The sequence below is a fragment of the Nocardioides sp. zg-1228 genome (assembly GCF_017086465.1).
In the GTDB taxonomy this organism is placed as follows: domain Bacteria; phylum Actinomycetota; class Actinomycetes; order Propionibacteriales; family Nocardioidaceae; genus Nocardioides.
The window spans coordinates 2,048,016-2,068,976 of the sequence record NZ_CP070961.1 but is presented as its reverse complement, the minus strand read 5'-3'; the positions used below and the strand labels follow the sequence as shown (position 1 = coordinate 2,068,976).

Annotated in this window: 20 protein-coding genes and 1 riboswitch; of the genes, 16 read left to right on the top strand and 4 right to left on the bottom strand. The window is 72.5% G+C overall.

Going from position 1 to position 20,961, the window contains the following annotated elements; all coding sequences use genetic code 11:
• Positions 1-714 precede the first annotated feature (714 nt).
• Positions 715-1,800, bottom strand: coding sequence for an SLC13 family permease (locus tag JX575_RS09875; RefSeq protein WP_186342240.1), 1,086 nt, complete (start codon positions 1,798-1,800; stop codon positions 715-717).
• Between the two features lie 4 nt (positions 1,801-1,804).
• The gene (locus tag JX575_RS09870; RefSeq protein WP_186342239.1) at positions 1,805-3,328 is read right to left on the bottom strand and encodes a sulfatase-like hydrolase/transferase; all 1,524 of its coding nucleotides are present in this window, start codon (positions 3,326-3,328) and stop codon (positions 1,805-1,807) included.
• 259 nt (positions 3,329-3,587) lie between these two features.
• Between JX575_RS09870 and JX575_RS09865 the strand changes: the two genes are divergently transcribed.
• The 16 genes from JX575_RS09865 (at position 3,588) to JX575_RS09790 (ending at position 19,274) form a co-directional block, all read left to right on the top strand.
• The gene (locus tag JX575_RS09865; RefSeq protein ID WP_186342238.1) at positions 3,588-4,937 is read left to right on the top strand and encodes a hemolysin family protein; all 1,350 of its coding nucleotides are present in this window, start codon (positions 3,588-3,590) and stop codon (positions 4,935-4,937) included.
• Entirely contained in the window at positions 4,927-5,991 is a 1,065-nt protein-coding gene (locus JX575_RS09860) for a hemolysin family protein (RefSeq protein ID WP_186342237.1), read from the top strand. The genes JX575_RS09865 and JX575_RS09860 overlap by 11 nt, the downstream gene beginning before the upstream one ends.
• A gap of 20 nt (positions 5,992-6,011) precedes the next feature.
• Complete coding sequence (locus JX575_RS09855) at positions 6,012-6,611, top strand: CDP-alcohol phosphatidyltransferase family protein (protein ID WP_241005095.1); 600 nt, start codon at positions 6,012-6,014, stop codon at positions 6,609-6,611.
• Positions 6,604-7,503, top strand: a complete 900-nt coding sequence (locus JX575_RS09850; protein ID WP_186342236.1) for a DUF881 domain-containing protein — start codon at positions 6,604-6,606, stop codon at positions 7,501-7,503. The genes JX575_RS09855 and JX575_RS09850 overlap by 8 nt, the downstream gene beginning before the upstream one ends.
• Positions 7,500-7,832: a DUF1290 domain-containing protein gene (locus tag JX575_RS09845; RefSeq protein ID WP_186342235.1), complete on the top strand. Its 333-nt coding sequence runs from the start codon at positions 7,500-7,502 to the stop codon at positions 7,830-7,832. The genes JX575_RS09850 and JX575_RS09845 overlap by 4 nt, the downstream gene beginning before the upstream one ends.
• A complete protein-coding gene (locus JX575_RS09840; protein ID WP_186342234.1) occupies positions 7,825-8,634 on the top strand; it encodes a DUF881 domain-containing protein in 810 nt (269 codons plus the stop codon). The genes JX575_RS09845 and JX575_RS09840 overlap by 8 nt, the downstream gene beginning before the upstream one ends.
• Positions 8,635-8,683: 49 nt before the next feature.
• On the top strand, positions 8,684-9,070 hold the full coding sequence (gcvH, locus tag JX575_RS09835) for a glycine cleavage system protein GcvH (protein WP_241005094.1): 387 nt from the start codon (positions 8,684-8,686) through the stop codon (positions 9,068-9,070).
• A 132-nt stretch (positions 9,071-9,202) separates the two neighbouring features.
• Complete coding sequence (locus tag JX575_RS09830) at positions 9,203-9,715, top strand: FHA domain-containing protein (protein ID WP_186342232.1); 513 nt, start codon at positions 9,203-9,205, stop codon at positions 9,713-9,715.
• Positions 9,716-9,718: 3 nt separating this feature from the next.
• A complete protein-coding gene (locus JX575_RS09825; protein ID WP_186342231.1) occupies positions 9,719-10,459 on the top strand; it encodes a MerR family transcriptional regulator in 741 nt (246 codons plus the stop codon).
• A 53-nt stretch (positions 10,460-10,512) separates the two neighbouring features.
• On the top strand, positions 10,513-10,980 hold the full coding sequence (locus tag JX575_RS09820; RefSeq protein WP_186342230.1) for a bifunctional nuclease family protein: 468 nt from the start codon (positions 10,513-10,515) through the stop codon (positions 10,978-10,980).
• Positions 10,981-11,190: 210 nt separating this feature from the next.
• The gene (locus JX575_RS09815; RefSeq protein WP_186342229.1) at positions 11,191-11,802 is read left to right on the top strand and encodes a MerR family transcriptional regulator; all 612 of its coding nucleotides are present in this window, start codon (positions 11,191-11,193) and stop codon (positions 11,800-11,802) included.
• A gap of 137 nt (positions 11,803-11,939) precedes the next feature.
• Positions 11,940-12,048, top strand: a riboswitch (glycine riboswitch).
• Between the two features lie 146 nt (positions 12,049-12,194).
• On the top strand, positions 12,195-14,990 hold the full coding sequence (gene gcvP / locus JX575_RS09810; protein WP_277395323.1) for an aminomethyl-transferring glycine dehydrogenase: 2,796 nt from the start codon (positions 12,195-12,197) through the stop codon (positions 14,988-14,990).
• 119 nt (positions 14,991-15,109) lie between these two features.
• Positions 15,110-16,402 (top strand): serine hydrolase domain-containing protein, encoded by a 1,293-nt coding sequence (locus tag JX575_RS09805; RefSeq protein ID WP_186342227.1) that lies wholly within the window; start codon positions 15,110-15,112, stop codon positions 16,400-16,402.
• 136 nt (positions 16,403-16,538) lie between these two features.
• On the top strand, positions 16,539-17,720 hold the full coding sequence (locus JX575_RS09800; RefSeq protein WP_186342226.1) for an SPFH domain-containing protein: 1,182 nt from the start codon (positions 16,539-16,541) through the stop codon (positions 17,718-17,720).
• Positions 17,721-17,733: 13 nt separating this feature from the next.
• The gene (locus JX575_RS09795) at positions 17,734-18,999 is read left to right on the top strand and encodes a TFIIB-type zinc ribbon-containing protein (RefSeq protein ID WP_186342225.1); all 1,266 of its coding nucleotides are present in this window, start codon (positions 17,734-17,736) and stop codon (positions 18,997-18,999) included.
• Complete coding sequence (locus JX575_RS09790; protein WP_206054356.1) at positions 18,996-19,274, top strand: hypothetical protein; 279 nt, start codon at positions 18,996-18,998, stop codon at positions 19,272-19,274. Before JX575_RS09795 ends, JX575_RS09790 begins: the two co-directional genes overlap by 4 nt.
• Before the next feature lie 6 nt (positions 19,275-19,280).
• On the opposite strand, the gene JX575_RS09785 is transcribed toward JX575_RS09790, so the two are convergent.
• Both JX575_RS09785 and JX575_RS09780 read right to left on the bottom strand, forming a co-directional pair.
• The gene (locus tag JX575_RS09785) at positions 19,281-20,693 is read right to left on the bottom strand and encodes a metallopeptidase TldD-related protein (RefSeq protein WP_186342224.1); all 1,413 of its coding nucleotides are present in this window, start codon (positions 20,691-20,693) and stop codon (positions 19,281-19,283) included.
• Positions 20,693-20,836, bottom strand: a complete 144-nt coding sequence (locus tag JX575_RS09780) for a hypothetical protein (RefSeq protein ID WP_186342338.1) — start codon at positions 20,834-20,836, stop codon at positions 20,693-20,695. Before JX575_RS09780 ends, JX575_RS09785 begins: the two co-directional genes overlap by 1 nt.
• Positions 20,837-20,961 lie beyond the last annotated feature (125 nt).

The following is a 20,961-nucleotide window of genomic DNA, read 5'->3' as shown; positions in this document are numbered from 1 at the left end:
AGGTGTGCCCGGCCCGTAACACCACGGGCCGCGAGCACGCTGAGGAGGTGAGCGGCCGCGTTCCGCTGGGTCCACCACCGTGTCGTCCGTGCCTCGACCTCCCGCCGTGGCACGGATCCCCCCAGAGACAGTGGGTCGGCCCGAAAACGCGAACCACAGCGGCGTGGCCCTCCGGGGCCACGCCGCTGCTGTGTGCTGGTCAGCCGCCCGCCGTCATGCGGGACGTACGCCCCGCTGAGGACCGCCGCCATCGCGGTCGCCGCCCCGTGCTCGGACGCGATGCGGTGCTCGGCCCAGAGGTCGCGGGCCGCGACGATGTTGTCCTCGCCCACCAGGACCGAGACCGGCGGCTCGGCCCGGAGGGCGGCGTCGGCGAGGTCGCCGAGCCGGCGTAGAGCCCGCCGCCCCGACCGCCACCACGATCGCGATGCCCGGCTCGTCCTCGAGCACGCCTGGGCGAGCCCGGCGTTGCCGCCTGAGGCGACCACGACGCCGGCCGGGCCGAGCTCGCCGCGCTCGCGCGCGCCCAGCTGGCGGTTGTAGGCGCCGCGGGTCTTGAACACGCCGCAGTGCTGCAGGTGCTCGCACTCGAGCCAGAGCGTGTCGCTGCCGGCCGGGGCGAGCAGGGGAGTGCGCCGCACCCGGCCGTCGATGCGGCGCCGGGCGGCGAGGACGTCGTCGCGGGAGATCGTCACCGGGGGGGAGTATCGCGGCTCAGCGGATCGCGAGGGTGGCGGCGGTCACGCTGAGGGTCGCGCACAACGCCCCCCAGGCGGCCAGGCGCAGCAGCGGGATCCGCAGTCCGGCCGCCCGGCAGCGCTGCAGCCACAGGAGCGTGGCGAGCGACGCCCAGGGGGTGACCAGGGCACCGGCGTTGACCCCCACCAGCGACGCGACGAGGCGGCGCACGTCGTCGGACGCCGCTGGCTCCACGAGCAGGTAGGCCGGGAGGTTGTTGACGGCGTTGGCCGCGAGCGCCGCGGTGGCGGACAGGTGGAGCAGGTCGAGGGTCCGGGTGCCGGCACCGAACGCCGGTGCGAGCCAGTCGAGCATCCCCTCGCCCTGCGCGAGCCGCAGCAGCCCCGCCACCACGAGGAACGCGCCGGCCATCAGCCACGGGGGTCGGACGTCCCGCACCAGGCCCGGCGCGCGCCAGCGGAGGACGGCGAGGAGGACGCCGGCCGAACCCAGCGCCACCAGAGCGGGAGGGGCGCCCACCGCGAAGAGCGGACCGATGAGCAGGCACACCCCGCCGGCGACGACGAGCAGCACCCGGTCGTGGGGATCGGCCGGGGGCTCCACCGCGTAGGTGCCGCGCAGCGCGCGGCGCTGCAGCACGGCGATGAGGAGGAGCGTGACAGCGACGGCCGCCAGCGCCGGGAGCGCCGCCGCCCGCACGTAGTCGCCGTGACCGGCGTCGAGGTCGGCGAGCCGGTGCACGGCGAGCAGGTTGGTCAGGTTGGAGACCGGAAGCAGCAGCGAGCCGGTGTTGGCGATCCAGAGCGTGGTGAGGGCGAAGGGGAGCGGTGCGATGCCGGTCTGCCGGGCGACGGCGATGCCGACGGGCGTGAGCAGGACCGCGGTGGTGTCGAGGCTGAGCACGACGGTGCAGGCCACGGCCAGGCCGGCGAAGGCGAGCCACAGCAGCAGCACGCGGTGCCGGGCGCGCCGCGCGAGGGCGTGGGCGGCCACGTCGAACACGCCGGCGAGCTGGGCGACCTCGGCGGTCACCGTGATCGCCACCAGGAACACGGCGATCGGAGCGACCTGGACCAGGGCGGCGAGGAGCGTCTGGCTCACGCCGTCACGACGGCCCCTGGGTGGGGTCGGTCACCGGGTCGGTCACCGGCTCGGTCACCGGGCCGAACTGCTGGTTGCAGGTCCATCCCGCGCACTCGGTGAGCTCGCGGCGGCGCTGCTCCAGCACCGCCCGCACCCCGGCGTAGGCCGGATCGTCGACGAGGTTGACCAGCTCGTCGGGGTCGAGCAGGCGGTCGTAGAGGAAGCCGTCGGTCCCGTCGGTGCCGTAGAGGTAGCGCTCCGTGCGCACCCCGCGGTGCGACCAGCCGTCGCCGAGCGTGCGGCCGGTCTGGATCAGGGTGGTGTCGCGGAAGGCCTGGTCCTCCCCGCGCAGGGTCGGTGCGAGCGACGTGCCGTCGACCTGCCACTGCGGGGTGACGCCGGCGAGGGCGGCGAAGGTGGCCGGGAGGTCGACGAGCGTGACCGGCAGCGCCGAGGTGCTCCCCGGCACGATGCCCGGGCCCCGGACCAGCAGCGGGACCTGGAGGGCCTCGTCGGTGAGCACGTCCTTGCCGAGGTAGCGGTGCTCGCCGAGGGAGTAGCCGTTGTCGGAGGCGAACACGAGGTAGGTCTCATCGAGGACGCCCTCGGTCGCCAGCGTCTCGACCAGCGAGCCGACGGCCCGGTCGACCGACTGCAGCGCCTGGAGACGAGCGGTGTTCTCGGCCGCGACGTCGGGACGCGAGACCCGGGCGCGGTTGCGGAGGTAGCGGGGCTGGTCGGTGACGTCGTCCTCGTCGAAGGCGGGGTCGTCGAAGGACGCGGGGCGCTCGTCGAGGAACAGCTGCTCGTCGCGGGGCTCGGCGAGCGGCAGGCTGCGTCCGCCCTCGGGCGTGATCCGGTAGTGGGGCGCGATGTGCCAGGCGTAGACGACGAACGGGTCGCCGCTGCGGGCGAAGTCGCGGACCGCCTCGTTGGCGTGGTCCTCGATGACCGAGGTGACGTAGGCGTCGGTGTGGTGACGCGGCTCGCCGTCGTTGGTCATCGTGAAGTCGACGTAGTCGTAGGTGCCGCGGGTCAGCGCGTCCCAGCGCGACCAGCCGGCGGGCCGGACGTCACGGGGGCCGTAGCCGTTGAGGAACTTGCCGACGAACGCCGTGCGGTAGCCCTCGTCGCGGAACCATGCGCTCGCCTCCCGGGTGGGATCGAGGGCCTGGAACCCCCCGTGGACGCCCCGGTTGTGCTGCACGCCGTTGTTCTGGGCGTACTGGCCCGTGGCGAGCTGCGCGCGGGCCGGGCAGCAGAGCGGGTGAGGGGAGATCGCGTCGGTGAACTCCATGCCCTGGTCGGCCAGGAGCCGGCGGGTGATCGGCATGTGGTCGAGGTCGTCGTCGCGCATGTCGTCGGTGAGCACGAACACCAGGTTGGGGCGCGCGGGGCCGGCGTCGGCGGCCTGGGTGCCCTGCACCATCCGCGCCGCGTCGGGCCCGCTGGCGTCACCCGGGTCGCCGGTGGCGCTGACCGTGGCCAGGGTGGCGATGAGGACGACGAGGAGGGCAGCCGAGACAGACTGTGCCCACGCTCGCATTGTGCCCCTCGCCGAGACCCGGAGGGCACCTGTCGCACCCCTGTGTCGGCGCCACCCTAGGCCGCGGGGACCCGCCACCCCAAAAGCGACACGACGACTGGGGCCGAGAAGGTCCCGACCGTTACCCTTGGGCGCGTCGGCGGCCCCCTCTGCGGGGCGCGCCACGACCACGACCCCGGACGAAGGAACCCGCAGCAGCCGCCATGGACGAGAGTCAAAGTCCCCGCACGACCGCACCGACCACCACCGGGTGCGCGTCGTGACCCCCCTCCTGCTCCTGCTGGTGTCATTGGCCCTCGTGGCTGCCTGCGGCCTCTTCGTGGCCGCCGAGTTCTCCCTCGTCACCGTCGACCGCCCCGGCGTCGAGCGCGCGGCCGCGTCGGGTGACGAGGGCGCCCGAGGGGTCCAGCTGGCGCTCCGCTCGCTGTCGACGCAGCTCTCCGGCGCCCAGGTCGGCATCACCGTGACCAACCTCGCCATCGGCTTCCTGGCCGAGCCGGCCATCTCCGACCTCGTCGACGAGCCGCTGGCCGCGCTGGGCGTGCCCGACGGCGCGGTCAGCCCGCTGTCCATCGCGCTCGGCCTGGCGCTCGGCACGGTGATCACGATGATCTTCGGCGAGATGGTGCCCAAGAACATCGCCATCGCCCGGCCGCTCGAGACCGCGCGCGCCACCCAGGGCTTCATGCGCGGCTTCACCGCACTCAGCCGCGGGCCGATCCGCGCACTCAACGGCTCGGCCAACGCGATCGTGCGCCGACTCGGCATCGAGCCGCAGGAGGAGCTCCGCTCCGCGCGGAGCTCCCAGGAGCTGTCCTCGCTCGTCCAGCGCTCCGCCGACCAGGGCACCCTCGACGCCGACACCGCCGAGCTGGTGGAGCGCTCCGTCGAGTTCGGCACCCGCACCGCCGGCGAGATCATGACGCCGCGCGTGCGTACGACGACGGTCGAGGACGGCGACCGCGTGTCGACGGTCATCGACCTGGCCCGCCAGACCGGCCACTCCCGCTTCCCCGTGCTCGACGCGGAGGACGCTGTCGTCGGCACCGTGCACGTCAAGCACGCGGTGGCGGTGCCGGTCCACGAGCGTGCCACCACGCGCATCAAGCACGTGATGGTCAAGCCCGTCGTCGTGCCCGACAGCCTCCGGCTCGACCCGCTGCTGGCGCTGCTGCGCCAGGACGGCTTCCAGATGGCCGTCGTGCTCGACGAGTACGGCGGTCACGCGGGCATCGTGACGCTCGAGGACGTCGTCGAGGAGATCGTCGGCGACATCTCCGACGAGCACGACCGCCTGGGCGCCCGCATCCGGCAGCGCCGCGACGGCAGCTGGACCCTCTCCGGGCTGCTGCGCCCCGACGAGGTCGAGGACGTCACCGACATCGAGCTGCCCGACCACGAGGACTACGACACCGTGGCCGGACTGGTGATGCGTGAGCTCGGCAAGATCCCCGAGCCCGGCGACCGGATCGAGGTGCCGGTGCCCGACCGCAGCGATCCCAACGAGGTGCGTGAGCGACTGGTGACCCTGACCGTGCAGAGGATGGACGGCTTGCGCATCGACCGGCTCGACCTGGTCCTGGTGGGGGAGTCCGACCATGAACAGTGACCTCTTCGGGGTGGGCCTGGCCGTCGTGCTGCTCGCCCTCAACGCCTTCTTCGTCGGCGCCGAGTTCGCGCTGCTGGCCGCGCGCCGCAGCCAGATCGAGCCGCGGGCCCAGGAGGGCTCGCGCGCAGCTCGCACCACGCTGCGCGCCATGGAGAACGTCTCGCTGGTGATGGCCGGCGCCCAGCTCGGCATCACCGTCTGCTCGCTCGGCCTCGGCGCCATCGGCGAGCCCGCAGTCGCCCACCTGCTCGAGCCGCTGTTCCACGCGGCCCGGCTGCCCGAGGACCTGCTCCACCCGGTGTCGTTCGTGGTGGCGATGTCGATCGTGGTCTACCTGCACGTCGTGCTCGGCGAGATGGTGCCCAAGAACATCGCCCTCGCCGGGGCCGACCGAGCCGCCCTGGTGCTGAGCCCGCCGATGATGGTGATCGTCACGGTGCTGCGCCCGGTCATCGGCGGCATGAACATGGTCGCCAACGGGGTGCTGCGACTGCTGCGCATCGAGCCCAAGGACGAGGTCCACTCCAGCTTCACGCGCGAGGAGGTCGCCGCGCTGGTCGAGGAGTCGCGCGGCGAGGGCCTGATCGAGGCCGACGAGTACGACCGTCTCGCGGGTGCGCTCGGCTTCACCGAGAAGTCGGTCGCCTCGATCGTGATGACGACCGACACGCTCGCCACCGTGGCGCCGGGCTCCACCGTGGCCGACGTCGAGGCGGTCTGCGCCGCCACCGGCTTCAGCCGGTTCCCGGTGGCCGCCGACGACGGCACCCTCCTCGGCTACCTCCACATCAAGGACGCCCTCGAGTCCGAGGACGACAAGCGCTCGCGCGTCATCGAGGACAAGTGGATCCGGCCCTTCGCCTCCGTCCACCCCCACGACCTGCTCCACGACGCCCTGGAGAGCCTGCAGGTGAAGGGGGCCCACATGGCCCGGGTCGTCGAGCGTGACGGCACGGTCATCGGCGTGGTCACGCTCGAGGACGTCCTCGAGGAGCTCGTCGGCGAGATCCGCGACGCCGCCCACCACGACGTGTCGGCCGTCGAGGCTCGCTGAGTGCTCGGTAGGGTCTGATCGTGTCCGAGGGAGCTACTCGCGTCTGGACCGTGCCCAACGTCATCAGCGTGGTGCGGCTGGCCGGCGTGCCCCTGTTCCTGTGGCTGGTGCTCGGGCCCGAGGCCGACGCGATCGCGCTCGTCGTGCTGATGGTGGCCGGTTTGACCGACTTCCTCGACGGTTGGCTGGCGCGCCGGCTCGACCAGTACTCGGTGCTCGGCGAGATCCTCGACCCGGTGGCCGATCGGCTCTACATCCTCGCGGTCGTGGTCGGGCTGTACATGCGCGACATCATCCCGTGGTGGGTGGCCATCGCCCTGCCGCTGCGCGACCTCCTCCTCTGGGGCCTCGTCCCGATCCTGCGCACCCGGGGCTTCTCGGCGCTCCCGGTGCACTTCCTCGGCAAGGCCGCCACGTTCAACCTGCTCTACGCCTTCCCGCTGCTGCTGCTCGGCGACGGCGACGGCATCGTCGCCACTCTCGCGCGCAACTTCGGGTGGGCCTTCGCGTGGTGGGGGATCGGGCTCTACTGGTGGGCCGGGGTGCTCTACGCCTGGCAGGTGCGCACGCTGCTGCGCGAGACGCCACGCCACCCGTCACCGGCAGGCGACCATGGCTGAGGCGCGACCCGCTCCCGCGCCGGTCGCGGACGGTGCGAGCGGGCTGCCCGAGCACGTCACCACCCCGCTGCTCGCGCTGGTCACCGCCCGCTCGATGGACGAGGACTACGCCCACGTCGCCCAGCAGCGGGCCGCGGCCGGCGACGTACGCCCGAAGGTGGCGCGCCCGCACTGGTCGAGCGTGCTGGCGGTGGCCGCCCTCGGGGCGATGACGGCGGTGGTCGCGGTGCAGACCGCCCGGGAGGCGCCGGCCAACGAGATGGGCCGCGCCGCGCTCATCGAGCAGATCGACGTCCGGGGCGACCAGGTCCGCAACCTCCAGGCCGAGGTCGGCCGGCTGACCCGCTCCAACGCAGCCGTCGCGAGCAGCAGCACCAAGATCCGGGGCCAGCTCGACGAGATCGCCCCCCGCGTGCGGCGCGCCGAGCTCCTCACCGGCTTCTCCGCCGCCCACGGCCCCGGCGTGCGCATCACGGTCGACAACGCCCCCGGCGCCGACGTCGACAGCGAGATCCGCGACGAGGACCTCGCCACGCTCGTGGACGGGCTGTTCCAGGCGGGGGCCGAGGCCATCGCCATCAACGACCAGCGGCTCAACGCCCTGGGGGCCATCCGCAACACCAACCGCGCCGTCCACGTCAACGGCCGCCCCGTCAACGCGCCCTACGTCGTGTCGGTGATCGGCGACCCGCGCACGCTGCAGGCCCGGCTCGTGGAGACCTCCCAGGGCCAGCAGTGGTTCGGCCTGGTCAACGGTCTCGGCTTCGTCTACGAGGCCCAGAACGTCGACGACGTCAGCCTGCCGGCTGCGCCCGAACGCGCGCTTCGTGATGTGATCGAGCTCAGCGCCGACCCCGACGGCGCACCTGAAGGAGGGGGGAGCTCGCCGTGATCGCCGCCCTTGGCCTGCTCCTGGGCATCGTCGCCGGCCTCGTGTTCGCGCCCGACGTGCCGCTCAGCCTGCAGAACTACCTGCCCATCGCCGTGGTCGCGGCCCTCGACGCCGTCTTCGGCGGTCTGCGCGCCCACCTCGACGGCATCTTCGACGACAAGGTCTTCGTCGTCTCCTTCGTGAGCAACGTGGTGGTCGCGGCGGCCATCGTCTACCTCGGCGACCAGCTCGGCGTGGGCTCGCAGCTCAGCACCGGCGTCATCGTCGTCCTCGGCATCCGCATCTTCGCCAACGTCGCGGCCATCCGCAGGCACGTGTTCCATGCCTGAGCAGCGACCCGACCGCGACGACCCGACGCCCGAGACCGGGACCGAGGCGCAGCCGGAGCCCGGGACCACGACCGGGACCACGACCGGGCGCGCGCGGATGCGGGTGGCGCTGACGCGGCCGTCGCGGCGCCAGGGGGTCGTCGCCGTGCTGCTGGCCGTCCTCGGCTTCGCGTTCGTCGTCCAGGTGCGCGACACGGCGGCCAACGACACCTACGAGGGGTTGCGCGAGGGTGAGCTCATCGAGGTGCTCGACGGCCTGACGGGCACCGCCGAGCGGGCCCGTCGCGAGGTCGACCGACTGGAGGCCAGGCGCGACGAGCTCACCGACGAGAACCAGGCCCGGTCCGCCGCCCTCGCCGAGGCCGAGCAGCGCGTGCGCACGCTCAACATCATCGCCGGGCTGGTGCCGGTCGCCGGCCCGGGCCTTCGGGTGACGATCACCGAGTCCGACAGCCGGGTCAACGTCGGGTCCCTGCTCGACACCGTGCAGGAGCTGCGCACCGCGGGCGCGGAGGCGATCGAGTTCAACGACTCCGTGCGGCTCGGCGCCGACAGCTCGTTCGAGAACGCCGTCGGCGGCATCGAGCTCGACGGCGAGCTCCTCGAGCCGCCCTACGTCATCGACGTGATCGGCGACCCCCACGTCCTGCGCACTGCGCTGACGTTCTCGACCGGCCCCATCGAGACGCTGGAGACCTACGACGGCGCGTCGGTGGAGGTGGCGGAGGACGAGACGATCGAGATCGCCAGCGTCCGCCCCGCGACCCGGCCTGAGTATGCGGAGTTCGGCACCGGCCAGTAGCCTGCCGAGCGACCCACGCCACACCAGCCCGACCCCGCGAGGAGCCATCGTGTATCCGGAGAACCTGAAGTACACCAGCGAGCACGAGTGGGTCCGCACCCCGGGCGAGGCCGACGGCTCGGTCCGGGTCGGCATCACCGACTTCGCCCAGGACGCGCTCGGCGACATCGTCTACGTCTCGCTGCCCCAGGTCGGCGACCAGGTGGCGGCGGGGGAGACCTGCGGTGAGCTGGAGTCCACCAAGTCGGTCAGCGACATCTACGCCCCGGTGACCGGCGAGGTCGTGGCCACCAACGCGGCCCTCGACTCCACCCCCGAGCTCGTCAACAGCGACCCCTACGAGGCGGGCTGGCTCTTCGAGGTCACGGTGGCCGACGACTCGCAGCTCGACGGGCTGATGGACGCGGCCGCCTACCAGTCCGGGCTCGACGGCTGAGCCGACGCCCGCCGGCCCCGGTGGGTCTCCCGGACCGGCCGCGGTGACCAGCGCCGGGCTGGTAGGTTCGGGGAAACCATCAACCTCAACCCTCGGCTGAGGGTTCAGCGTCGATACGTCGAGGAGCTTTCCATGCCGTTCTGCACCGCCTGTGGCAAGCAGAACCCTGACGATGCCCGCTTCTGTGCCCAGTGCGGCACCAAGCTGCTCGCTGGGGAGGAGCCGGGTCCCAGCCCGGTCGAGACCACTGCGACCATCACCTTCGGGGTCCCGGACCAGCGCGAGTCCTCCGACCGCCAGCTCAGCCCCGTCGACGCCGCCGCGGTCGACGCGCTTCCCGCCGGTCACGCGCTCCTCGTCGTGCAGCGCGGCCCCAGCGCCGGCAGCAGGTTCCTCCTCGACACCGACGTGGTCGGCGCCGGGCGGCACCCCGACAGCGAGATCTTCCTCGACGACGTGACCGTCTCGCGTCGCCACGCGGAGTTCCGCCGCTCCGGGGGCGGCTACACGGTCAGCGACGTGGGCAGCCTCAACGGCACCTACGTCAACCGCGACCGGATCGACTCCCTCGAGCTCCACGACGGCGACGAGGTGCAGATCGGCAAGTATCGCCTCGTGTTCTTCTCCTCCCACCCGGACAGCTGATCCGTGAGTGCCTCGACGGCCCCGGGGGCGGGTCGCGGCGCCCGCTACAACATCGGGCAGGTCCTCGACCAGCTGCGAGCCGACTTCCCCGGGGTGACGATCCCGAAGATCCGCTTCCTGGAGGACCAGGGACTCGTCAAGCCCGAGCGCACCGCGGCCGGCTACCGCAAGTTCTCCGGCGACGACGTGTCGAGGCTGCGCTACATCTTGACGATGCAGCGCGACCACTACCTCCCGCTCAAGGTCATCGGCGACCACCTCGACGCGATCGACCGTGGGCTCGAGCCGCCGGCGATCGAGTCGGTCGTGCCCACCGTCCCCAAGGTCGCGCTGAGCGCCGACGGACTTCCCAGCCCCGAGTCGTTCCGCCGCAGCAGTGACCTGCGCCTGTCGCGGCGCGAGCTGCTCAAGGTCGCGGAGATCTCCGAGGAGCTGCTCTCCGAGCTCGAGCAGTACGGCCTGGTGAGCGCGCGCAGCGGCACCGGCCACTTCGACAGCGACGCCCTCGTGGTCGCGCAGACCGCCCGCGAGCTCGCCGACTACGGCTTCGAGCCGCGCCACCTGCGCGCGTTCAAGAACGCTGCCGACCGCGAGGTCGGTCTCGTCCAGCAGGTGGTGGCCCCCCTCGCGCGGGGCCGCGACGCCGCCGCCCGTGGCCGCGCCGAGGACGCCACCTCCGAGATCGCCGCGCTGTCGGTGCGACTGCACGCGACGCTGGTGAAGGTCGGTCTCGACCGGGGGTGACCCGGGCCAGGAGCCCGCGCGCAGGCATCAGGGCGCGTGGGTAGGGTGGGGCCATGCGCGAAATGGACGTCGTGGGAGTCCGCGTCGAGATGCCCTCCAACCAGCCCATCGTGCTGCTGCGCGAGGCGACGGGGGAGCGCTACCTGCCGATCTGGATCGGGGCGGTCGAGGCCACCGCCATCGCCTTCGCCCAGCAGGGCGTCACGCCGCCGCGTCCGCTGACCCACGATCTGATGCGCGACATGCTCGAGGCGACCGGCCAGCGGCTCGACGAGGTCCGCATCGTCGACATGCAGGACGGCATCTTCTTCGCCCAGCTCGTCTTCGACGGCGGCGCTGAGGTCGGGGCGCGGCCGTCCGACTCGATCGCGCTGGCCCTGCGCACCGGCTCCCGCATCGTGTGCGCGGAGGCCGTGCTCGACGAGGCGGGACTCGCGGTCCCGGCCGAGCAGGAGGACGAGGTGGAGCGGTTCCGCGAGTTCCTCGACCACGTCTCACCCGACGACTTCGAGTCCGAGTGACCGCGGCGTGGCGCCGCTCAACCCTCACCCTCAAGTGAAGGTCGAGGGTTGGCGACACGCCGCGGCGTGGATGGACAACCCGGATTCCGGGGCCTACGGTGAACTGTCTCTGTTGTAACTCCACCGTTGTGGTTGCCGCGTGTCGGCCGCCGGGCGGGCCCTTCCCCCAGGAGTTACCGCTCAGCGGAGGAACTGACCTGGAGGGTCACTGTGGCTAGCAACGAGAACGAGCAGGGCGCCGACGCAGCCCGCCTCAAGGCCGAGGCCGAGGCCGCCGACAAGGCGCAGGAGCAGGGGCTGCTCTTCGACGACGACGTGTCGCCGCTGCCCAGCGACACCGGCTACCGCGGTCCCACGGCCTGCAACGCCGCCGGCATCACCTACCGCCAGCTCGACTACTGGGCCCGCACCGGCCTCGTCGAGCCCAGCGTCCGCGGCGCCGCCGGCTCGGGCTCCCAGCGCCTCTACTCCTTCCGCGACATCCTGATCCTCAAGGTCGTCAAGCGCCTGCTCGACGCCGGCATCTCGCTCCAGCAGATCCGCACCGCCACGGCGCACCTGCGCGAGCGCGGCACCGACGACCTGACCCGCGTGACCCTCATGAGCGACGGGGCCTCGGTCTACGAGTGCACCAGCAACGACGAGGTCATCGACCTGCTCCAGGGCGGCCAGGGCGTCTTCGGCATCGCGATCGGCGGCGTGTGGCGCGAGATCGAGGGGACGCTCGCCGAGCTGCCCTCCGAGCGCACCGCCGAGCAGCCGGGCGCCTCCGTCACCGGCGACGAGCTCGCCGCACGCCGCGCAGCCCGCCAGACCGGCTGACCGCACCCTCCACCGGCACTCTCCGTACGAGCACCGGCCCACACCCTCCGACCAGGCCGCCCGGGCACACCGGGCGGCCTCGGTCATTTCGCGCCTCGGTCATTTCTCCTGCGTTCCCGCTAGACTCGGCAGCGCCGACATCCCATGCGGGAGAGTCGCGGCGCCCGGTCTCGCCGACCGAGCGTCGCGCGCCGAAGGGGCAATTCCTCCCCGGAACCTCTCAGGCACCCGGACCGCACTGGGCTGGCACTCTGGAGGTCGTCCGACCGACAGAGGGGGAGGTCCCAGCGACGCGACCTCAGGGAGCCCCCGTGCCCGACGCCACCTCGACCTCCACCGCCAGCCCGGCCGACAACCCCGGCGACGGCCTCGGCGAGTTCGTCGCCCGGCACATCGGCCCCGACGAGGCAGCGATCGCGCACATGCTCGAGACGATCGGCCACGAGTCGCTCGAGTCGCTGATGACGGCCGCCGTGCCGGGCGGCATCCGCTCGGCCGCCGCCCTCGACCTCCCCGCCCCGCTCGATGAGGAGGCGACGGCCCGGGCCCTGCGCACGCTGGCGTCGCACAACCGACCCGCCGAGGCGATGATCGGCCTGGGCTACCACGCGACGATCACGCCGCCGGTGATCCGGCGCAACGTCCTCGAGGACCCGTCCTGGTACACCGCTTACACGCCCTACCAGCCCGAGATCTCCCAGGGCCGGCTCGAGGCGCTGCTCAACTTCCAGACGGTCGTGGCCGACCTGACCGGCCTGCCGACGGCCAACGCGTCCCTGCTCGACGAGGGCACCGCCGCCGCGGAGGCGATGACCCTCGTGCGCCGGGCCAAGCGCACCGCGACCGGCCCGTTCGTCGTCGACGCCGACGCCTTGCCCCAGACGATCGACGTGGTGCGCACCCGCGCCGCGGGCATGGGCATCGAGGTGGTCGTCGCCGACCTTGCCGACGGCCTCCCCGACGGTGACGTGTGTGGGGCGCTGGTGCAGTACCCCGGCGCGTCCGGGGCCGTGCGCGACCCGCGTCCGGTCATCGAGGCCGTCCACGAGCGCGGCGGGCTGGCCGTGGTGGCCGCCGACCTGCTTGCCCTGGTCCTGCTCGAGGCGCCGGGAACGCTCGGCGCGGACGTCGTGGTGGGCTCGTCCCAGCGCTTCGGCGTGCCCCTGTTCTACGGCGGTCCGCACGCCGGGTTCATGTCGGTCGCGTCGGGCCTCGAGCGGCACCTGCCCGGGCGCCTCGTCGGGGTCTCCGTCGACGCCGAGGGCCGCCCGGCCTACCGCCTCGCGCTCCAGACCCGCGAGCAGCACATCCGTCGTGACAAGGCGACCTCCAACATCTGCACCGCGCAGGTGCTCCTCGCCGTCGTCGCGTCGATGTACGCGGTCTACCACGGCCCGGAGGGGCTGCGCCGGATCGCACGACGCACCCACGAGCAGGCCAACGGCATCGCCGCGGCCCTCCGTGCCGGGGGAGTGGAGATCGTCAACGACACCTGGTTCGACACGCTCACCGTGGCGGTGCCCGGCCGGGCCGACGAGGTCGTCACCGCCGCCCGCCAGCTCGGTCTCCACCTGCGCCCGATCGACGCCGACCACGTCGGAGTGTCCACCTCGGAGCGCACCAGCCCGTCCACCGTCGCCGCCGTGCTGCGCGCGTTCGGCGTCGCGCCCGCCGACGACGACGCGTCCGGGCTGCCCGAGGACCTGGCGCGCACCACCGACCTCCTCACCCACGAGGTCTTCAACTCCCACCACAGCGAGACGCAGATGCTCCGCTACCTGCACAGGCTCTCCTCGCGTGACTACGCCCTCGACCGAGGCATGATCCCCCTCGGCTCGTGCACGATGAAGCTCAACGCCACCACCGAGATGGAGCCGGTGAGCCTGCCGGGCTTCGCCGACCTGCACCCCTTCGCCCCCGCCGAGGACGCCGCCGGCTACCGCGAGCTCGTCGACGACCTGGAGCGCTGGCTCGCCGAGGTCACCGGCTACGACAAGGTCTCCGTCCAGCCCAACGCCGGCTCGCAGGGCGAGCTCGCCGGGCTGCTGGCGATCCGTGGCTACCACCTCGCCAACGGCGACGCCGGGCGCAACGTGTGCCTGATCCCGTCGTCGGCGCACGGCACCAACGCCGCGTCGGCGGTGATGGCCGGGATGAAGGTCGTGGTCGTCAAGGCCTCCGACGACGGGTCGGTGGACCTCGACGACCTGCTCGCCAAGTGCGCCCAGCACGCCGAGACCCTCGCCGCGATCATGGTGACCTACCCCTCCACCCACGGGGCCTACGAGGACACCATCACCGACCTGTGCAAGATCGTGCACGACCACGGTGGGCAGGTCTACGTCGACGGAGCCAACCTCAACGCGCTGCTCGGCTGGGCGCGACCGGGGGAGTTCGGCGGCGACGTCTCCCACCTCAACCTGCACAAGACCTTCTGCATCCCGCACGGCGGCGGAGGCCCCGGGGTCGGTCCGGTCGCCGTCCGCGCCCACCTCGCGCCCTACCTCCCCTCCCACGGCTCGCACCCCGAGCCGGAGAAGCGGCAGGGCATCGGGCCGATCAGCGCCGCGCCCTACGGCTCCGCCGGGATCCTGCCGATCACGTGGGCCTACATCCGGATGATGGGAGCGCTGGGGCTCACCCGGGCGACCGCGGTCGCCGTGCTGTCGGCCAACTACATCGCCCACCGCTTGGAGGAGCACTTCCCGGTCCTCTACCGCGGCCACGGCGACCTGGTCGCCCACGAGTGCATCCTCGACCTCCGCGGCATCACCAAGGCGAGCGGCGTGAGCGTCGACGACGTCGCGAAGCGGCTGGTCGACCACGGCTTCCACGCCCCGACGATGTCGTTCCCGGTGGCCGGCACGCTGATGGTCGAGCCCACCGAGTCCGAGGACCTCGCCGAGATCGACCGGTTCTGCGACGCCATGATCGCGATCCGCGCCGAGATCGCCCAGGTGGAGGCGGGGGAGTGGAGCCCCGAGGACTCGCCGCTGCGCCACGCGCCCCACACGGCCCGCGCGCTCGTCGGCGACTGGGACCGCCCCTACTCGCGCGAGGTCGCGGTGTTCCCGGGAGGGATCGACTCCGACAAGTACTGGCCGCCGGTCGCGCGCATCGACCAGGCCTACGGCGACCGCAACCTGGTCTGCGCGTGCCCCCCTCCGGAGGCGTTCGCCCAGGACTGACAGCTGGGACCGACGGCTGGGACCGACGGCTGGGAGTGACGGCTGGGAGTGACGGCCGGGGCCGACGCCTGGGCGCGGGTTCCCCGACCGCCGGCGGCCACCTGGCCTAGGGTCGTGTCGTGAGCGACCAGCGTCAGCGACTGCTCGACGTCGCGCAGGCCGAGGGCCGGCTGACGTCCGTGGTCGGCGCGGTCTTCGACCGCTACGGCGCGGTGTGGGCGGGCGGCGCCGGCCAGGCCCCCGGCCTCGACGGGCAGTACCGGATCGGGTCGATCACCAAGACGATGACCGCCGTGCTCGTCGTCCAGGCCCGCGACGCCGGCCTGCTCGACCTCGACGACCCGCTCGCCGACCACCTCGGCGACGTCGGCTACGGCGAGGTGACCCTGCGCGAGGCGCTGGCCCACAGCTCGGGGATGCAGAGCGAGCCGCGCGGACCGTGGTGGGAGCGCACCCGTGGCGGCGACTTCGCGGCGCTCGTGGCCGCCAACGACGGCAGCGGCCGGGTGGCGCCCGCCGGCGCCTGGTTCCACTACTCCAACCTCGGCTTCGCCCTGCTGGGCGAGGTCGTGGCCCGCCGCTTCGGCGCGACCTGGCGCGAGCTCGTCACGGATCGCCTGCTGCGGCCGCTGGGCCTGCGTGCCACGTCCTACCTGCCCCGCCCCGGCGCCCAGCCGGGCTGGAGCGTCGACCACTTCACCGGCATCCGGGTGCACGAGCCGCTGACCGACACCGGCGCGATGGCCCCCGCCGGGCAGCTGTGGTCGACGCTGGCCGACCTCGTCACGTGGGGACAGGTGCTGGGCGGTGCGCGGCCCGACCTGCTGTCGGCGTCATCGCTGACGGAGATGCAGCGGCCGGTGACCCCCGACTACGGACTGGGCCTGATGCTGGGCGTCCATCCCGGCGGACGCCTGGTCGGCCACAACGGCTCGATGCCGGGCTTCCTGGCGGCGCTGCACGTCGACCCGGGCAGCGGCATCGGTGCCGCGGTCCTGGCCAACGCGACCACGGGCATCGACCCGCGCGAGCTCGCCGTCGCGCTCATCGAGGGCGACCCGGACGCCGACGACACCCGCCCGGCGCCGTGGCGTCCCACCGTGGTGGTGCCCGACGACGTGTCAGGTGTGCCCGGGCTGTGGTTCTGGGGCAACACGGCCTACGACGTGCGGTGGCACAACGACGGGCTCGAGCTGCGGGCGATGGCCCGCGGCAACGTCGTCACCGACCGGTTCGAGCTCGTCCACGGCGTGCTCATCGGCGTGCTCGGCTACCACCGCGGCGAGCAGCTGGTGCTCGTGCGCCGACCCGACGGGACGATCCACCACCTGGAGTGCGCGACGTTCGTCTACACGCGCACGCCCTACGACCCCGACGTGGAGATCCCGGGCGGCCACCCGCGACGACCCTGACCGGCCTGACCCGGCCCGGCCCCGACGTCCCGCGCAAGGACGCGCCGCACGGCTGATCGCCTGCCTCCGGGGCGCCGGGCCGATACTGTGTCCGCCGGGCGGATCCGCCCGCACTGCAGGCATCGGAGGCATGGGCATGGGACTCTTCCAGGCGGTGAGCGGCGCCATCGGCGGCACGCTCGCGGACCAGTGGCTCGACTTCTTCGGCGTCCCCGAGGGGATCTCCGCGACCGCGGCGGTGTTCCCGGCGGTCCGCAAGGACCAGAACGCCGGACGCGGCGCCAACCCCGGTGCGTCCGACGGCATCATCACCGACGGGTCGAAGATCGTCGTCCCGGAGGGCTACGGCCTGGTGCTGATGGAGGACGGCGCGTTCACCGGGTTCGCCGCCCAGCCGGGCGGCTACATCTGGGACTCCGGGGAGCCCTCGTCGCAGTCGGTCTTCTCCGGCGGCGGGCTCGTCGAGTCGATCGTCAAGCAGAGCTGGGAGCGCTTCAAGTTCGGCGGTCGTCCCGGCGCGCAGCAGACGGCGCTGTTCGTCGCGCTCAAGGAGCTTCCCAACAACAAGTTCGGCACCCAGTCCGAGATCTACTGGGACGACGCCTTCCTCAACACCCAGGTCGGTGCCGTCACCCGCGGCACCTACACCCTCAAGATCACCGACCCGCTGACCTTCATCCGCAACTTCGTCCCGGCGGGGGTGATCGAGGGTCGCGCCGTCTTCGACTTCACCGACCTCGACAACCCCGCGGGCGAGCAGCTCTTCAACGAGGTCGTCGGCTCGCTCGCCCCCGCCTTCTCGATGTACACCAACGATCCGGCGAAGGGCAACCGGATCGCCCGGCTCCAGCAGGACTCCGTCGGCTTCGCGCAGTCGCTGTCGGCCGCCGTCGAGGACAACTACCGCTGGCGCACCGACCGCGGGCTCGAGATCGTCAAGACGGCGATCATCTCCATCGAGTACGACGCCACCACCCGCGAGCTGCTCGCCAACGTCCAGCGGGCCGACGCCCTCTCCGGTGCGCGCGGCAACGCCAACCTCCAGGCGTCCGTCGCTGCGGGCATCGAGGCCGCCGGTGAGAACGCCGGTCCCGGGGGCGTCATCGGGATGGGCATGGCAGCCGGGGGGATGGGCCTGGGCGGCCTGCAGCAGCCCACCGAGCAGGCGCCCGCCGCACCCACTCCTGCCGATGCTCCAGCGGCTCCCGCCGCCGAGGACCCGGTCGCGATGCTCACGAGGGCCAAGCAGATGCTCGACGCCGGCCTGATCACCCAGGAGGACTACGACGCGGCGAAGGCCAAGGCGCTCGGACTCTGAGACGGGACGTGAGATGACGCAGGACGCCCCACCGCCGCGGGACCCCGACGCCCCGGTGTTCGACGGACCGCCGCTGCCGCTCGAGGAGGAGCTGGCCGCGGCACGTGCCGACCCGGAGCCGGGACCGGACATCCAGACCGTCAACGACTCGCTCGCCGACGGGATCAACCGCTGCCCCAAGTGCGGCTCGACCGACGTGCAGCTGCGGGCGTCGACTGGCATGCTCGTGTGCCTGTTCTGCCGCCACCAGTGGGAGGAGTCGCGGGTCGAGGAGGCGCTCGGCCTCGGCGAGGGCATCGACGAGCTCGAGGGCACCGTCATCGCCGGCGGCGCCGGGCACATCGCCGCCGACGCCGCGGCGCAGGTGACGTTGAAGTGCGGCGGCTGCGGCGCCGAGGTCGTCGTCGACACCGCGCACACGATGAACGCCCGCTGCCACTGGTGCCGGCACACGCTCAACGTCAACCAGCAGACCCCCAACGGGGCCGTGCCCGACGCGGTGCTGCCGTTCCGGCTGACGCACGCCGAGGCCGTCGAGAGGATCCGCGAGTTCGCCGGCAAGCGGCGCCTGTTCGCGCACCCGCGGTTCAAGGCCGAGTTCGTGCCCGAGAACGTCCTCGGTGTCTACCTGCCCTACCTGGTCATCGACGCACGCGCCGACACGGCCTACGTCGGAGAGGGCGAGGTGCAGACACGGCGGTGGACCGAGAAGAGCGGCGACAACGACGTCACCTACTACGCCGCCGACGTCTACCGCGTGCGGCGGTCGGTGTCGTTCACCGTCGACGACCTCACCGTCGAGGGCGCTGCCGCGCGGGCGAGCTCGGACTCCTCCACGACCAACAACATCATCAACACGATCCTGCCGTTCGACACCAAGAACGCCGTGAGGTGGAACGCCAGCTATCTCGTCGGCTACACCAGCGAGAAGCGCGACCTCGACGTGGACGACCTCCGCCCGGTCCTGGAGGACCAGCTGCTCTCCATCGGCCGCGCCCAGGTGCACGACTCGCTGTCGAAGTTCGACCGCGGGGTGCGGTGGGAGCAGGAGAAGGTGGACGTCGGCGGGTCACGGTGGATCTCGATGTACCTGCCGGTCTGGCTCTACTCCTACTACCAGGAGAACACCAAGGTGCTCCACTACATCGCGGTCAACGGGCGCACCGGCGAGACCATGGGAAGCGTGCCGGTGTCGCAGTGGCGACTGATCGCCGCGGCGCTCACCGTCGGCACGGTCCTCGAGGGCGCCGCCGGCGCGCTGCTGGTGGCGATGTCATGAGCACGTGGCTGCTCGACGTCGTCATGTCCGGCGACTCGTCGCCGCTGTGGATCCTCGCCGCGGGGCCGGCGGGGGCGGTCGCGACCTACTGGGCGCTCTACCGCTACTACCGCAACACCGACAAGTCGCACGCCTACGAGCGCGACACCCTCATCACGGCGCAGCCGGTGCAGGGCGACGAGGAGAAGATCGACCACATCTCGCGCACCCGCGACTCCGACATCGACGGTGACAACAGCTCGCAGCACCGCCAGCGGGTGCAGCGGATGCGCTGAGGCGGCTCAGACGCCCTGCGACACGCTCGACATGTTGAAGTCGGGGATCCGCAGGGCCGGGGTGGCGGTGCGCGAGAAGTAGTCGTCGCCCCACTCGCGGCTGAAGCTCGGCACGGTGGCGGTGGCCGCGGTGAACCGGTTGAGCAGGTCGACGGGGCTCTCGTTCCAGCGGAAGTTGTTGGCCGCACCCACGATCTCGCCGTCCTCGACGACGTAGACGCCGTCGCGGGTCAGGCCGGTGAGCAGCATCGTCTGCGGGTCGACCTCGCGGATGTACCACAGGCAGGTCAGCAGCAGGCCGCGCTGCACGCCGGAGACCATGTCCTCGATCGTCCCCGCGCCGTCGCCGACCTCGAGCACCAGGTTGTCGATCATCGGCGTGACCGGCTGCCCGGTCATGCCGGCGGAGTGCCGGGTCTGCAGCAGCCCGGTGAGCAGCCCGTCGCGGATCCAGTCGGTGCGCTCGAGGGAGAGGCCGTTGTCGAACACCGAGTCGGTGTTGTCGGACGCCCCGGCGATCACGAAGGGCGCGCACTCGAGCCCGGGGTGGGCGGGGTCGGAGAACAGGCTCACGCCGGGGGCGGCGACCTTGTCGCCGATGCGGGTGCCACCGCCGCGGCGGCTGTAGACCGACTCGCCCTCGTGGGCCACCCGCGCGCCGGCGCCCCAGTAGGCGTCGATCATCAGGTCGGCGACCGACGACGGCGGCAGGATCGTGTCGTAGCGCCCGGCGGGCAGGTCGATGCGGCGCTCGGCCCACGCGAGCCGCTGGGCGACGGTGGCGGCCATGGCGGCCGCGTCGACGTCGCGGAAGTCGCGGGTGGCGCCCCCGGTCCAGGCGCTGCGGGTGAGCGAGGCGTCCTTGCCGGTGCAGGCGTAGTGCCCGGTGGGCTGCACGTGGCGCAGTCGCAGGCCGCGGGTCGAGCCGAGGTAGGTGGTGGCGACGTCGTGGTTGACGAAGCCGTAGAGCAGCCGCTGCTCGGCGCCCGCCTGGGCGAACGCCTCGCCCAGCGACGGCGCGAACTGGCGGTAGACGCCGATGTCGGTGGTCTCCGGCTCGGTGTCCCAGTCGGGGGACGTGGCGTCGGCGACGAGCTCGGCCACGTCCTCGGCGGGGGAGCCGGCGCGGGCGGCCGCGTCGGCGGCCTGCACGAGCGCCGTGACCTGCTCGGGCGTCGAGGCACTGCCCGAGACCGACCCGGTCGCCACGCCCCCGCTGACGGCGGCGAAGCTGACGACCGTCACCGACACCTCGGTCATCACACCGTTGGTGGTGAGCGTGTTGTTGGCCCAGCGCAGGTTGGCGCTGGTCACGTCGCGGACGATCGCGACGCAGTCGTCGGCGGTCGAGGTGGCGAGCGCGTGCTCGACCAGCTGCTGCGGGGTGTGCAGGGAGGGGTGCAGAGCAGGGGACGTCATCAGTGGCCCGCCTCGTCGAGGGTGTTGAGGATGGTGACGCCGCGGAACAGTGCGGTGGGGCAGCCGTGGCTGACCGCCGCGACCTGCCCGGGCTGGGCCTTGCCGCAGCCGAAGGCCCCGCCGACCACCCAGGTGTCACGCACGAGAGGCCCCACGGGGTCCGTCGTCCTCGTGGCGGGGGATCGTCTCGCCCGGCGTGGCATCGGTTCGACGGGTCCGGCGCCCAACATCGCTAGCTGCATGACTCGTTCCAGGGGTCGTGGTCGAG